Genomic DNA, 13,725 nt, shown 5'->3' on the forward strand with positions numbered 1-13,725 from the left:
GTACAAGTTTCCGTCACCAGGCGTCGGGTTCGCGCACCAGGTGAATGATGTTGGCCGGATTGCTGATCCAGCCGCCACGAAAACCCTCGCCGAGCGCCTCGATGGCGTCGCAGCGCACAACGCCGGCCTTGGCGAGATGATCGGCGGCGGCCGGAAAATCGTCGGTGAACAGCTCCAGCCAGATTTCGGCCTGGCTCAGCATCGGCGCCTCGTCGATCCACAGGCGATTGGGGCCGAGTTCGAAACCAATGGCCGGCGCCTTGGCCGTGAACGGTTTTAGGCCGACGACATCGCGGTAGAAAGCGATCGTCTCCTGGTGTTGGTGTGTCGGCACTTTTATGGCGATGTTGATGCCGCCGGTGATCTTCGCAGCCATTGTTTGCTCCGTCTTCTCAGATATTGTCTTCATTGGCGGGCTCGCCCTTCATCTCGCTGCGATAGTAGCCGTCGCGCAAATTGATGCCGTATTCGACATAGGCCTTCATGCAGGCCAGCATCTGCGACCAGCCCTCGCAATTGAGGTAGGATTTTTTCAGACCGACCGCGTCCTCGTGCCAGCCGGCCTCGGCGATGGTGACGAAGGTGCCGCCGTCGTCCAGCGGCTCGAAATTCATCTCGATGCGGGTCTTGTAGGCCGGCTTGCCGTCGGCGTCGGTGGCGTCCCAGCGCAGCACGATGCGGTTGTCTTTCTCCACCTCGTCGACCTCGACCGGGACCTTGCCCCACCAGATGACCCTGGCGCCGGCCACCAGCGGGGCACTGGCGCCGCCGATGGTGGTGAAATAGCCGCTGAGCTTGTTCGGATTGACGACCGCATCGAAGACTTCGGCAACCGGTTTGCCGATGCGGCCCGAAACTCTGAATCCAAGAGACATATCCACAGCTCCTTCCTTGATCGGATCGATATTATGTTATAAAAATATAACATGTCAAGCAAGGCGCAGGATGACAATGTTTTCAAGGCGCTGGCGCATCCGCGCCGGCGCGCGCTGCTCGACGAGCTAAAGGACGCGCCGCGGACCACCGGCATGCTGTGCGATGCCTTTCCCGACATGGACCGCTGCACCGTCATGCTGCATCTGAAAGTGCTGGAGGAAGCCGACCTGGTGGTGGCGCGGCGCGAGGGGCGCGAACGCTGGAACCATCTCAATGCGCTGCCAATCAAGCAGATCCACGACCGCTGGATCAGCCAGTACGCCACGCATGCGATCAGCATTCTCGACCGGCTGAGATCCGATCTGGAGGACTGAGCGTTCGCAGGAAAGCAGCTGGCGGTTACCTTGCCGCCCATACTTACGGCGCGGCTGGACGAATTGAGCCGATTTATCTATAAGCCGGCCATTCCGAGATAGAGCGCCGTACGTCCATCCGGACGCAGCAGGGACGTTCTGAAATTTTGACTTCGAGCATTTTGGCAAAGGCGAGGTGACTACCTCGCTGCAGGATGCTCTGCCAAGAAGACGACAGGGGGTGCCATGGCTGGCCATTCACAGTTCAAGAACATCATGCACCGCAAGGGCCGCCAGGACGCGGTGCGGTCGAAAATGTTTTCCAAGCTGGCGCGCGAAATAACCGTCGCCGCCAAGAGCGGCACGCCGGACCCGTCGATGAACCCGCGCCTGCGTCTTGCCGTGCAGAACGCCAAGGCGGTGTCGATGCCGAAAGACAACATCCAGCGCGCCATCAACAAGGCGTCGATGGGCGACGCCGAGACTTACGAAGCTGTGCGTTACGAAGGCTACGGGCCAGGCGGCGTTGCGCTCATCGTCGAGGCGCTGACCGACAACCGCAACCGCTCGGCGTCGAATGTGCGTGCCGCCTTCACCAAGGCCGGCGGGGCGATGGGGGAAACCGGCTCGGTGTCGTTCATGTGGGACCGTGTCGGCGAAATCTTCTATCCGGCATCGGTAGGCAGCGCGGAGAAGGTCATGGACGCGGCGATCGAGGCCGGGGCCGACGACGTCCAGTCGGACGAGGAAGGCCACACGATCTATTGCGCCTTCGAGAATCTTGGTGAGGTGTCGAAGGCGCTGGAAGGCGCGCTCGGCGAGGCTGAATCAGTGAAGCCGATCTGGAAGCCGCAGACCAACATTGCGGTTGATGAGGAGCGGGCACAGTCGCTGATGAAGTTGGTCGCCACGCTCGAGGACGACGACGACGTGCAGAGTGTCTACGCCAATTTCGAGGTCGACGACGAGACCATGGCGAAGCTCAGCGCGGCATGAGCACAGCTCAGCCCGACATGAGCGAGCTCAGTCCGAGACATGAGCGGAGCTCAATCTGATATGACCGAAAAGGTGCTGCCCCAGGTCCGCATCAGCTATTGCGTGCAGTGCCACTGGCTGCTGCGGGCCGGCTGGATGGCGCAGGAGCTGCTTTCGACCTTCGCAACGGATCTGGGCGAGGTCACACTGGTGCCCGGCACCGGCGGCATCTTCACCATTTCCTGCAACGACACGCTGGTCTGGGACCGCAAGCGCGACGGCGGCTTTCCTGATGCCGCGAGGCTCAAGCAGCTGGTCCGCGACGTGATCGATCCGGACCGTGATCTCGGCCATGTCGACCGCAAGAGCGACAAGTCAAAAGATTCCACGTCAAAAGACCCTGCCTGAGGCAGGGTCCCTGCATTCACCGCCACGCCATGATGAAGCAGGCCAGCGCGACGATGGCTGTGATGGTGCGGACGTGGTTCCACATCACCCAGTCCCTGAGATAGGTGGCCCACACGGCGGCGCCGTTGGCGCTGGCCGCATCGACGGCTGCCAGTGCGTTGTTGAGCGGCACGTTGAAAATCATCGTCACGAACAGGTTGCCGACGACATAGATCAGGGCGCCGGCGAGAAGCCAGAATGAACCCGGTTGGCCCCAGCCGATGACAGCGCCGACAACGAGGACGAGGCTGATCAGCCCGGTGCCGAAAAGCGCGGTCATGAACAGCGGCGTCACCGCAGTGACGTTGATCGAATTCATGGCGGCGATGCCGCCCGCGGCAGGCATGCGGGCGAGGCCCGGCATGACGAAGCTGGAAAAGGCGAAGAAGACACCAGCGACAACGCCCGAGCCGAGCGCGGCGATGAAGGTGAGGCTGGGAAGCAGTTTCATGATCATGTCAGTCACTCCATATGCCCGTACCAGCGGTTTCGGTTGCATAGGCGGAAAAGTCCTTTGGGGCGCGGCCGAGCACGCGCTCGACGCCGTCGGTCAGCGACTCGTTGCGGCCGTCGAGCACTTCGGTGAACAGCTCGTTGAGCAGCCAGGCGAACTCGGCAGGCAACTCGTATCCGGCTACTGCGGCGGTGAACTCGGCATGCGAAATCCTGACAAAGCGGATGTCGCGGCCGGCCGCCTTGCCGATCTCGGCGACCGCCTCGGCGAAGCTCAGCAGCCGCGGGCCGGTCAGCTCGTAAAGCTGGCCGACATGGCCTTGCCGGGTAAGCACTGTCACGGCGGCGTCGGCAATGTCGTCGGCATCGACGAACGGTTCTCCGACAGTGCCGACCGGCAAAGCCACCTCACCGGCGAGCAGCGGATCGAGCAAAAAACTCTCGCTGAAATTCTGGGAAAACCAGGCGCAGCGCAGGATCGTCCAGTCGGCGCCTGAGGCTTTCAGCATCTCTTCGGCACGTTGCGCTTCGATTTCGCCGCGCCCCGACAGCAGCACCAGCCGGCGCACACCGCTTGCCACGGCAAGGTTGGCGAAGGCGCCGACCGCTTCGGCCGCACCGGGCACCGCAAGATCGGGATAGTAGCTGATGTAGACGGCACCGAGACCATCGAGCGCGGGTTCCCAGGTCGTATTGTCTTCCCAGTCGAAGGGCGGGGTGCCCGAGCGCGAGCCGATCCGTACCGGCAGGCCCTGCGCCGTCAGCCTGTCCGCGAGACGACGGCCGGTTTTGCCGGTGCCGCCGAGGATCAAAATCGGTTTTGCTTCTGTGTCGATCATGGCGATTTTCCTTTGCTCACAAATATGAGTAATCCTCACATTTGCAAAACGTGATAAACCCTCGTATTTTGTGAGTCAAGCCAATTTGTTGATCGTTCGCCAGGAGACAGTGATGGAAGGCTCGACCGTATCGGGTTCACAGGATGGCCAGATCGCATCGCCGCGCCGGGCGCCCAGCCAGCAGCGCAGCCGGGAGCGGGTCGAGCGGATGCTGGCCGCCGCCTCTGCGCTGATCGCCGAGCAAGGCAGCGATGCCATGCGCATGGGCGAGGTGGCGGAACGGGCCGGCGTGTCGATCGGCTCGCTCTACCAGTTCTTCCCGGACAAGCGAGCGATCATCTGGGCGCTGGCCGAGCGCTACACCGCCGAAAGCCAGGCCTGCATCGCGGCAGCGCTTGCACCGGTTAGCGACGCCGAAGGGCTGCGGCGGGCATTTTCCGAGCTGGTGGATATCTATTACGGGCTATTCCTGGCCGAACCGGTGATGCGCGACATCTGGTCGGGCACGCAGGCCGACAAGGCGCTGCGCGAACTCGAACTCGCCGACAGCCGGGCCAACGCCGAATTCCTCACCGCGGTGCTGAGGCGGCTGCGGCCTACCGCCGATCCGGCGGCGCTGGAAACGACGGCGTTTCTCACCTGGCAGATGGGCGAGGCCACCATGCGGCTGGCGATCTCGGTCGGGCGCCAAGAAGGCGACGACCTGGTCGCCGCCTACAAGCGGATGGCGCTGCGCGAACTGGTTGGCGAATAGAGAGCCGCATTCAACAAAAAACCCGCCACGAGGGCGGGTTTCTTTCGATCCGAAAAGGCTTGCGGCTTAGAGGCCGAAACCTTCGAAACGCTTCTTGAACTTCGACAGGCGGCCGCCGCGGTCGAGCAGGGTCTGCTGGCCGCCGGTCCAGGCCGGATGGGTGGTCGGGTCGATGTCGAGGTTCATCGTATCGCCTTCCTTGCCCCAGGTCGAACGGGTCATGTATTCGGTGCCGTCGGTCATGACGACCTTGATGGTGTGGTAGTCGGGATGAATATCGGTCTTCATTGTGCTATTCCTGGTTCGCCGGCGCCGCTGACGGGCATAAAGCCTGCGTCGATGCGCCCCTTTTTAAAACTCGAAGCCGCAGCTATTGAGGAGCCACGGCTTTTAAAAACGGTCGGCGAGCCTATACATCAGCCGGAATTGAATCACAAGGCCGCGGTAAGGCATATTGAGGCGCATGCCCAGAAGGCGGCCAGAGGAAACGGTCATGGCGCATACAAGCGGCGATGCAGACGAGCGTAGGCGCTCGCTCAAGCCGCTGCGGCGCCTGTTCCCCTACATCACCCGCTACCGGAAAATGGTCATTGGCGCGGTCGTCTCGCTGACCGTTGCTGCGGCGACGACGCTGGCGCTGCCGCTGGCCGTGCGGCGGATGATCGACCACGGCTTTTCCGCTTCCGATTCCATTTTCATCGCCGAGTATTTCGCGATGCTCGTGGTGATGGCTGCCTTGCTCGCCGCGGCGTCGGCCTGCCGCTATTATTTCGTCATCACGCTGGGCGAGCGCGTCGTCGCCGACATCCGCAGCGACGTGTTCCGCCATGTCACGACGCTGTCGCCATCCTTTTTCGACACCGCACAGTCGGGCGAGATCGTCTCGCGGCTCGCCGCCGACACGACGCAGGTCAAGTCGGCGGTCGGTGCCACCGCGTCGGTGGCGCTGCGCAATGTCATTCTTGGGCTTGGCGCCGTGGCGATGATGGTCTTCACCAGCCCGAAACTGTCGGGCCTCGTCATCGCCGCCATTCCGGTGATCGTGCTGCCGCTGGTCGCCTTCGGCCGCTCGGTGCGGCGCAAATCGCGGCTCGCGCAGGACACGCTGGCCGACGCCACGGCCTATGCCAGCGAGCAGATCGGCGCGGTGCGCACGCTGCAGGCATTCACCAACGAGAAGCTGGTCACCGGGCATTTTTCAGCTGCCGTGGAAGCGGCTTTCGAGGCGGCGCGGTCCTCGATCTTTGCCCGCTCCTTCCTCACCTTCTTCGCCATCTTCATGATCTTTTCCTCGGTGGTGGCGGTGCTGTGGTTCGGCTCGCGCGACGTGCTCGACGGCACGCTGTCGCCCGGCACGCTCGGTCAGTTCCTGCTCTATTCGGTGTTTGCCGCCGGCGCGCTCGGTGCGCTGTCGGAAGTGTGGGGCGAGCTTTCCCAGGCGGCGGGCGCTGCCGAACGGCTGACCGAGATCCTGGCCGAGAAGCCCGCAATCCAGGCCCCAGCGCATCCTAAACCGCTGCCGGCGACGGCCAGGGGCGCAATCAGTTTCGACGACGTGTCCTTCTCCTATCCGGCCGGGCCCGACCGCGCTGCCGTCAACGGCCTGAGTTTCCAGGTCATGCCCGGCGAGACGGTGGCGATCGTCGGCCCGTCGGGCGCCGGCAAGAGCACCGTCTTTTCGCTGCTTCTGCGCTTTTACGACCCCGAGACCGGCAAGATTATGATCGACGGCGTCAATGTGCGCGAGGCCGACCCCGTCGCCATCCGAGAGCGCATCGCCATCGTGCCGCAGGACGTCACCATCTTCGCGGCCAGCGCGCGCGACAATATCGGCTTCGGCCGCCCGGACGCCAGCCAGGCCGAGATCGAGGCGGCGGCCAGGGATGCGCTTGCCGACGAGTTCATCCTAAAACTTGAGAACGGTTATGACAGCCAGGTCGGCGAGCGCGGCGTGACCTTGTCCGGCGGCCAGCGCCAGCGCGTGGCGATTGCCCGCGCCATCCTGCGCGATGCGCCGATCCTGCTGCTCGACGAGGCGACCTCGGCGCTCGACGCCGAAAGCGAGACGCTGGTGCAGACGGCGCTGGAACGGCTGATGCAGGATCGCACCACGATCGTCATCGCCCACCGGCTGGCGACGGTGCTGAAGGCCGACCGGATCCTGGTCATGGATGGCGGTTGCATCGTCGAGGAAGGCACCCACCAGAGCCTCGTCGCCAAGGGCGGCATCTATGCGCGGCTGGCCAAGCTGCAATTCGAAACCGGGGCGAACGCTTTCAGGGGCGCCGCGGAGTAGTAGGACGACGCTGCCAAACGGCTTCGTCTTTTGGAAATGGCGCTGGTCGGCAGTGACGAAATTGCCGCCGCGTTCCATGCGCTTGAAGATATGTCAGGCGCCCTTCAGCACCTCCCCATAGCGCTTGCGCAAATCCTCGGTGAAATGCGTGGCGTTGAGCTTCTCTCCGGTGGCGCGCTCGAGCAGTTCGGGCGTCGACCAGCGTGAGCCTTGCGACCAGATCCTTTCACGGCGCCAGTCGTTGATCGCCGCGAAATCCCCCTTGGCGAGGTCTTCGTCGGCCGAAGGATGATCTCTGGTCAGCGCCGCCCATTGCTGCGCCGCCATCATCGCGCCCAGCGTATAAGACGGGAAATAGCCGAAGGCGGCACCCGGCCAGTGCACGTCCTGCATCGGCCCGTCGGCCGGGTTGTCGATGGTCGACAGGCCGAGATAGTCGCGCATCCTGGCGTCCCAGGCCTCGGGCAGGTCTACCGCCTCCAGCCGCCCCGAGACGAGCTCCTGCTCCAGCTCGTAGCGCAGGATGACGTGCAGCGGATAGGTCACCTCGTCGGCGTCGACGCGGATCAGGCCGCGCTCGACCCGGTGTACATGCGGCAGGATGTCTTCGATCGACCAGGCCTCGCCGAGGTGCTTTTCGACCACCGGCAGCGCCCAGCGCCAGAATTCGGGATTGCGGCCGATCTGCTTCTCGACAAACAGGCTCTGGCTTTCATGCACGGCCATGCCGCGCGCCTTGCCGAGCGGCCAGTGCGCCCACGCCTGCGGCAGGTTCTGTTCGTAAAGCGCGTGGCCGGTTTCGTGCAGCACGCCCATCAGCGCCGACAGGAAGTCGGAGGTCTTGTATCGGGTGGTGATGCGCACGTCGCTTGGCACGCCACCGCAGAACGGATGATGCGATACCGACAGCGAGCCGTGGGTGAGATCGAAGCCGACCGCCGCCATCATGGCGAGGCCGAACTCGCGCTGCTTTTCGATCGCATAGCTGCCCGAAAGCGGTTTTAGCGGATGTTTCGCCAGACGCTTTTCCTGCACCGCCAGTGCCTCCGGCACGAAATCCCTAAGAAAGGTCTTCAACTCGGCGAAGACCGGCGTGATGTCGGCGGCGCGGTTGCCGGGGTCGTACTGCTCCATCAGCGCGTCATAGGGATCGAGGCCGAGCACGTCGGCGCGAAGGGCTGCTTCCTCGCGCACCAGCGCGACGACGCCTTCGAGCGCCGGCAAGAACCCGGCCCAGTCGTTCTTTGCGCGCAGGTCGCGCCACAGCTGCTCGGAGCGCATCCGGGCGGTGGTTTGACGCTCGACGAATTCGACCGGCAGACAGGTCAGGTTGGTGTATTGCCGCCGGAACTCCCTGACAGCGGCCTGCTGTTCTTCGTTCAGCGTTTCCTGTTCGGCCGCTGCGATCCAGTCCGCGATCTCCGGCGCTGTCGCTCTGGCGTGATGCATGCCGGCCAGCGCCGATAGCGCCTCGGCGCGCTTTTCGCCGCCGCCGACGGCCATGTGGGTCGCCTCGTCGGCGGCAAGAATGGCGAGCGCATGCTCCAGTGCTTCGAGCTTGTGGCCGAGGTCGTCGAGTTTTTGAAAGGACATTGTGAGTTCCGCTGAATTCGAACGGCGGGAAAAGATACCAATGCGCTGAAATTGGCAAGCCTGAAGGGCGTCGGCGATGGGCGCATTGGTTGATGGCAGAGCGAGGCGCCCCCCTCTGTCCTGCCGGACATCTCCCCCCTCGTGGGGGAGATTTCCGGTAGGACAGAGGGGGGGCGCGAAGGATCGCTGCAGAGCGCTTTTGTTCTGGTCCGCTGCATTCTTCGGCTGGCGTAACGGCATGGGTCCCAGGGTCCTCGCCGCGTCTTGGAGGTAGGTCGCCAGCGAACGCTTGCCAGGGGCTGGGCTATCGGTTCTGATCGCCGGACAAGAACTGGGCGTCGATTCCGCGGATGCACCGAGCTGTCGTTGGCAAGAGGGCCGCCCGTCGCCGAACAACCCCGGCGAGCGGCGGCTACCCCAGGCGGGTTTTGCGTCTTCGTGCCGCAAACAGCACGGTGGGTCAGGCCCGAGGGCATGCTTTGCGCGACATGCATAAAATGCGGCCGCCGCCTGGAGCCGGGGCGATCAGCGCTCGGTCAGTTTCAGCTCGATGCGGCGGTTCTTGTTGCGCGCGTCTTCGGTGTCGGCGGGGTCGAGCGGCTGGAATTCGCCGAAGCCGGCGGCAACCAGGCGGTTGGCCGGCACGCCGTTCTCGATCAGGAACTTCACCACCGAGGTCGAGCGCGCCGTCGACAATTCCCAATTGTCGCGGTAGCGGCCGGTGCCCGACAGCGGCTTGTCGTCGGTGTGGCCGTCGACGCGCAGCACCCAGTTGATCTCCGGCGGGATCTCTTTCTGCAGGTCGATGATGGCGTCGGCGAGCTTCTTCATCTCGTCCTTGCCGGCATCGTTGATCACTTCGGAGCCTGTCGGGAAAAGCACTTCCGACTGGAAGACGAAACGGTCGCCGACGATGCGGATGTTCTCGCGATCGGCGAGGATTTCGCGCAGGCGCCCGAAGAAGTCGGACCGGTAGCGGTTCAGTTCCTGCACACGTTGCGCCAACGCGACGTTCAGGCGGCGGCCGAGATCGGCGATCTTGGTGTTGGACTCGCGATCGCGCGCTTCCGACACGTTGAGCGCTTCTTCGAGCGCTCCGATCTGTCTGCGCAGCGCCGAGATCTGCTGGTTGAGGATTTCAACCTGGCTCAGCGCCTGCTGGCTGATCTGGCGCTGGTTGTCGAGTTCGCCCGACAGCGCCGTGGCCCGCTGGTTGGCGGCGTCGCCGGCACCGGCGCCTTGCGCCAGCAATTGCTCGAGCCGGCTCTTTTCCGCCTCCGACGCCGACAGCGACGCCTGCAAATTGGCGAGCGAATCTTCCTTGTCCTGCGTTGTCGAACGCTCCAGCGCCAGAAGCTGGGTCAGTTCGTTGATCTGCGAATTGAGGCGGTTGAGCACCGTGTCCTTGCCGGAGATTTCGCGGCCGAGCAGGAACTGCGCCAGCACGAAGACGGTAAGCAGGAACATGATCGCGAGCAGCAACGTCGACAGCGCGTCGACGAAGCCCGGCCAGTAATCGATACGGCGATCGGCACGGCGGCTCCTGGCGAGAGCCATGCTAATGGACTCCAGTCTTCTTCAAGGCGTCCGCAATCTTCTCCAGAGTGTTGCGCATCGCCTTCTGCTCGTCCGACTGGGCCTCGACCCAGTCGCGCATGATCTGCTGCTCCGAGCGCATGTTCTTGACCAGGCCCGAAATGCCGTCGGCAAGGTTGGCCATGGCGGTGGCGACACGCGGATTGGCGCCGCCGCCGTTCTCTTGCATGCTGCGCAGTCTTTCCGACAGGACGCGGATCTCGTCGGAGGACTCGGCCCTGGGCGGTTCGGCGACAACGATGTCGGAGGACAGGTCGGTGACCGAGGACAGCCAGTTTTCGAGCTCGGTGTAGAAGCGTGTCTGGGCGCGGCCAGCCTGCAGGTCGAGGAAGCCGAGCACCAGGGAACCGGACAGGCCGAACAGGGAGGACGAGAAGGCGGTGCCCATGCCGGCCAGCGGCGCGGAAAGCCCGGCCTTCAGAGATTCGAGCACGGCGGCGGCATCGCCAGTGCCGGGATCGAGCGAATCGATGGTTTCGCGGATCGAGCCGATCGTGTTGAGCAGGCCCCAGAAGGTGCCAAGCAGACCAAGGAATACCAGCAGCCCGACAAGATAGCGCGAGGTGTCGCGGCTTTCGTCGAGGCGGGTGGCGATCGAATCGAGCATGGTGCGCATTGAGCTGGTCGAGAAGGCGATCGTCGGCGAGCGGCCGATCATCGCCTTCATCGGCGCCAGCAGCACCGGTTCGGTGGTTTCGGAGCCGGCCCGAAAAGAGTTGACCCAGCGCACTTCGCGAAACAGCCGGCCGACCTGCGCGAAGGCCAGCAGGATGCCGACCGCAAGCACGCCGACGATCAGGCCGTTGAGACCGGGATTGGTGGCAAAGGCTGTCGAGATCTGACGGGTCAGGATGGCGGCGATGAAAGCGACGATCATCAGGAAGATGACCATGGTCAGGAGAAAGACCTGCGGGCTCGACAATTTGTGCGGATCGTACATCAGCACGTCGGAGCGCCTGCCCATGCCGAAGGATTTGAGTAAAGCCATCCGTGCCCCGTTTCCGATGCCGCTGCCGCCGCCAATTCACGTTTGACGGCGACTCTAAACGCAATTGTGACCAAATTGAATGGCGCTTGGCAATATTGCCAAGCGGACCATTGCGTTAGAGTCGGTTGATGACCAGGCAGTCGACCATGGCGGCAAGATGCAGGCTGGCGCCAGTGACGACAAAGCCGTGCCACAGCGCATTGTGGAAGCGCAGGCCCTTCCAGGCGAAGAAGATGACGCCGCAGGAATAGACGATGCCGCCGGCGACGATCAGCGCGATCGACGTCGTCGGCAATGTCTCGACGAGCGGCTCGACCAGAACGATGCCGCTCCAGCCGATGGCGAGATAGAAGACGATCGCCAGCCGGTCGAAGCGACCGGGAAGAAGCACTTTGATGGCGATGCCGATCGCTGCCGCGACCCAGACCAGGACGATCATCGAGATGGCCAGCGACGGACCGTCGAGCTGGGCGAGGAAAGGCGTGTAGGTCGCGGCGATGAGCAGATAGATCGCGGCATGGTCGAAGCGCCGCAATATCCACTTGGCAGGCGACGACACCGGCCACAGATTATAGGCCAGCGACACCGACAGCACGGCGAGCAGCGAAACCACGTAGAAGGCGGCAGCGATATATTCGCCCGGACCGGTATGGAAGGCAGCCAGCGCCAGCAGCGTCGAGCCAGCAGCAATGGCGAGCACGATGCCCACCGCATGGACGATGCCGTCGGCGATCATTTCGGCGCGCGAATAGTGCCAGCGGCCCATGAAGGGGATTTCGATCTGGGATTTCGGGCCGATATGCGTCATGAATGATCCTGCATCCCCTTATTTGGGCGGATGCCGGACAGCATTTCAAGCTATCGTTGCGGTTTTGCGACTGCGGCGGTTCAGCGCGCCAAGTCCGGGTTCATGCTTTTCGGGGATCACGGTCTAGCGCGGCGTCACCGGCTTCCTGACGGTCTTCAACAGCGCACGCTGGATGGTCTCGTTGCCGGCGATGATCGAGCCGCCATCCAGCATGTTCTGCCCGCCGGCGAAGTCGGAGATGAAGCCGCCCGCCTCGCGGATCAGCAGGATGCCGGCGGCGACGTCCCAGGCCGACAGGCCGGTTTCCCAGAACCCGTCCATGCGGCCGGCAGCGACGTAGGCGAGATCGAGCGAGGCGGAGCCGAGGCGGCGCACGCCCGAAACTTCGGCCATCACGTTGCGCAGCTCGATCAGGAAATTGCCATGTTGGCCGCGGCCGAGATGCGGCACGCCGCAGCCGATCACCGTGTCGATCAGCTTGGTGCGGCCGGCAACCCGCAGCCGGCGGTCGTTCATGAATGCGCCGCCACCGCGCTCGGCGGTGTAGAGTTCGTCCATCGCCGGATTGTAGACGACACCGGCGACGATCTGGCCCTGGCGCTCCAGCGCGATCGAGATGGCGAAGAGCGGAATGCCGTGCAGGAAATTGGTGGTGCCGTCGAGCGGGTCGACGATCCAGCGGTGCTGGCTGTCGTCGCCTTCGATCAGGCCGCGCTCCTCCATCAGGAAGGCATAGCCCGGCCGCGCCTTCGACAGCTCGGTGAAGAGGATTTCTTCTGCCTTGCGGTCGGCCTGGCTGACATAGTCGCCCGGCCCCTTCATCGAGACCTGCAGGTTCTGCACTTCGCCGAAATCCCGCGACAGCGAGCGGCCGGCCTTCATAGCGGCCTGGACCATGACATTGAGGATCGCGGAACGCGCCATTGCTCTTCTTCCTGCCGCTGCGCCTATTTGCCTTAAGGCATGATCTTATCCAAAAAGTCTGCAACTTTTTGGGATGATGCTATTTGCTTTGAGACATGATCTTGTCCAAAAAGTCTGCAACTTTTTGGGATCATGCCTTAGTCGGCGCGGCGCACATAAGTGATTTCGTTGGTGTCGACGATGATACGCTCGCCCGAGCCGATGAAAGGCGGCACCAGCACGCGAATGCCGTTTTCCAGCATCGCCGGCTTATAGGACGAGGCGGCGGTCTGGCCCTTCACCACCGGGTCGGCCTCGGTGATCGTCAGCGTCACCTGGTCGGGCAGCGAAATGCCGATCGGCCTTTCGTCATAGAGCTGGACCGTCACCATCATGCCGTCCTGCAGGAAGGCAGCGCGATCGCCGACGAAATCCTTTTGCAATTCAAGTTGCTCGTAGCTTTCGGTGTCCATGAACACCAGCGCTTCGCCCTGTTCGTAGAGGAAGGAGAAATCCTTCATCTCCAGTCGGATCTGCTCGACTGTCTCGGCCGAGCGGAAACGCTCATTGAGCTTGGTGCCGTTGATCAGGTTCTTCAGCTCGACCTGGTTGTAGGCGCCACCCTTGCCGGGCTTGACGGTGTTGGTTCTGACCGCCACCCATAGGCCGCCGTCATGCTCGATGACATTGCCGGGACGGATTTCGTTGCCATTGATCTTGGCCATGATGATGTGATCCGGAATGAGATTTCGCGACGAAAGCGATTTGGCGCCTCCAAGACCACAAATCGCCAGGAGAGGCAAGGGATTGGGCAAGAGGGGGAGTGGGCAAGAGGGGGAGCGGG

At 63.3% G+C, this 13,725-nt stretch carries 16 protein-coding genes; 5 read left to right on the plus strand and 11 right to left on the minus strand.

The features are described from left to right. Positions 1–13: 13 nt before the first annotated feature. Positions 14–376 (minus strand): hypothetical protein, encoded by a 363-nt coding sequence (locus AC0L28_RS06340; protein ID WP_473476251.1) that lies wholly within the window; start codon positions 374–376, stop codon positions 14–16. A gap of 16 nt (positions 377–392) precedes the next feature. Then, complete coding sequence (locus tag AC0L28_RS06345; RefSeq protein ID WP_128173565.1) at positions 393–875, minus strand: SRPBCC domain-containing protein; 483 nt, start codon at positions 873–875, stop codon at positions 393–395. A 51-nt stretch (positions 876–926) separates the two neighbouring features. Between AC0L28_RS06345 and AC0L28_RS06350 the strand changes: the two genes are divergently transcribed. The 3 genes from AC0L28_RS06350 to AC0L28_RS06360 all read left to right on the plus strand — a co-directional run bounded on the left by AC0L28_RS06350 (position 927) and on the right by AC0L28_RS06360 (position 2,612). Further along, on the plus strand, positions 927–1,250 hold the full coding sequence (locus AC0L28_RS06350; RefSeq protein WP_473476253.1) for an ArsR/SmtB family transcription factor: 324 nt from the start codon (positions 927–929) through the stop codon (positions 1,248–1,250). Positions 1,251–1,475: 225 nt separating this feature from the next. Further along, positions 1,476–2,225 carry a YebC/PmpR family DNA-binding transcriptional regulator gene (locus AC0L28_RS06355; protein WP_023800014.1) on the plus strand — a complete coding sequence of 250 codons (750 nt, stop codon included), beginning with the start codon at positions 1,476–1,478 and terminating at the stop codon, positions 2,223–2,225. Between the two features lie 60 nt (positions 2,226–2,285). Further along, positions 2,286–2,612, plus strand: a complete 327-nt coding sequence (locus AC0L28_RS06360) for an Rdx family protein (protein WP_473476255.1) — start codon at positions 2,286–2,288, stop codon at positions 2,610–2,612. Positions 2,613–2,628: 16 nt separating this feature from the next. Here AC0L28_RS06360 and AC0L28_RS06365 read toward each other — a convergent pair whose 3' ends face one another. Together AC0L28_RS06365 and AC0L28_RS06370 are read right to left on the minus strand one after the other, a co-directional pair. Next, entirely contained in the window at positions 2,629–3,108 is a 480-nt protein-coding gene (locus AC0L28_RS06365) for an anthrone oxygenase family protein (RefSeq protein WP_473476257.1), read from the minus strand. A 1-nt stretch (position 3,109) separates the two neighbouring features. Next, on the minus strand, positions 3,110–3,943 hold the full coding sequence (locus tag AC0L28_RS06370; protein ID WP_473476258.1) for a Rossmann-fold NAD(P)-binding domain-containing protein: 834 nt from the start codon (positions 3,941–3,943) through the stop codon (positions 3,110–3,112). A 112-nt stretch (positions 3,944–4,055) separates the two neighbouring features. Between AC0L28_RS06370 and AC0L28_RS06375 the strand changes: the two genes are divergently transcribed. Beyond that, positions 4,056–4,697: a TetR/AcrR family transcriptional regulator gene (locus AC0L28_RS06375; RefSeq protein WP_128170696.1), complete on the plus strand. Its 642-nt coding sequence runs from the start codon at positions 4,056–4,058 to the stop codon at positions 4,695–4,697. A 66-nt stretch (positions 4,698–4,763) separates the two neighbouring features. On the opposite strand, the gene rpmE is transcribed toward AC0L28_RS06375, so the two are convergent. Further along, positions 4,764–4,985: a 50S ribosomal protein L31 gene (gene rpmE / locus AC0L28_RS06380; RefSeq protein ID WP_006327661.1), complete on the minus strand. Its 222-nt coding sequence runs from the start codon at positions 4,983–4,985 to the stop codon at positions 4,764–4,766. Positions 4,986–5,190: 205 nt separating this feature from the next. Here rpmE and AC0L28_RS06385 point away from each other — a divergent pair, with 205 nt between their 5' ends. After that, complete coding sequence (locus AC0L28_RS06385; protein WP_128245943.1) at positions 5,191–6,993, plus strand: ABC transporter transmembrane domain-containing protein; 1,803 nt, start codon at positions 5,191–5,193, stop codon at positions 6,991–6,993. A gap of 93 nt (positions 6,994–7,086) precedes the next feature. Here AC0L28_RS06385 and AC0L28_RS06390 read toward each other — a convergent pair whose 3' ends face one another. From AC0L28_RS06390 to efp, 6 genes are all read right to left on the minus strand, one after another. Then, positions 7,087–8,586, minus strand: a complete 1,500-nt coding sequence (locus AC0L28_RS06390) for a carboxypeptidase M32 (RefSeq protein ID WP_473476261.1) — start codon at positions 8,584–8,586, stop codon at positions 7,087–7,089. A gap of 525 nt (positions 8,587–9,111) precedes the next feature. Further along, entirely contained in the window at positions 9,112–10,143 is a 1,032-nt protein-coding gene (locus tag AC0L28_RS06395; RefSeq protein WP_023800005.1) for a peptidoglycan -binding protein, read from the minus strand. 1 nt (position 10,144) lies between these two features. Further along, the gene (locus AC0L28_RS06400) at positions 10,145–11,170 is read right to left on the minus strand and encodes a MotA/TolQ/ExbB proton channel family protein (protein WP_091593443.1); all 1,026 of its coding nucleotides are present in this window, start codon (positions 11,168–11,170) and stop codon (positions 10,145–10,147) included. Positions 11,171–11,285: 115 nt separating this feature from the next. Next, complete coding sequence (gene trhA, locus AC0L28_RS06405; RefSeq protein WP_473476263.1) at positions 11,286–11,978, minus strand: PAQR family membrane homeostasis protein TrhA; 693 nt, start codon at positions 11,976–11,978, stop codon at positions 11,286–11,288. Between the two features lie 123 nt (positions 11,979–12,101). Beyond that, positions 12,102–12,902: an inositol monophosphatase family protein gene (locus AC0L28_RS06410; protein ID WP_473476266.1), complete on the minus strand. Its 801-nt coding sequence runs from the start codon at positions 12,900–12,902 to the stop codon at positions 12,102–12,104. Positions 12,903–13,039: 137 nt separating this feature from the next. Beyond that, a complete protein-coding gene (gene efp / locus AC0L28_RS06415; protein WP_027152892.1) occupies positions 13,040–13,606 on the minus strand; it encodes an elongation factor P in 567 nt (188 codons plus the stop codon). Positions 13,607–13,725: the final 119 nt, after the last annotated feature.

It is taken from the genome of Mesorhizobium sp. WSM4847 (assembly GCF_055811335.1).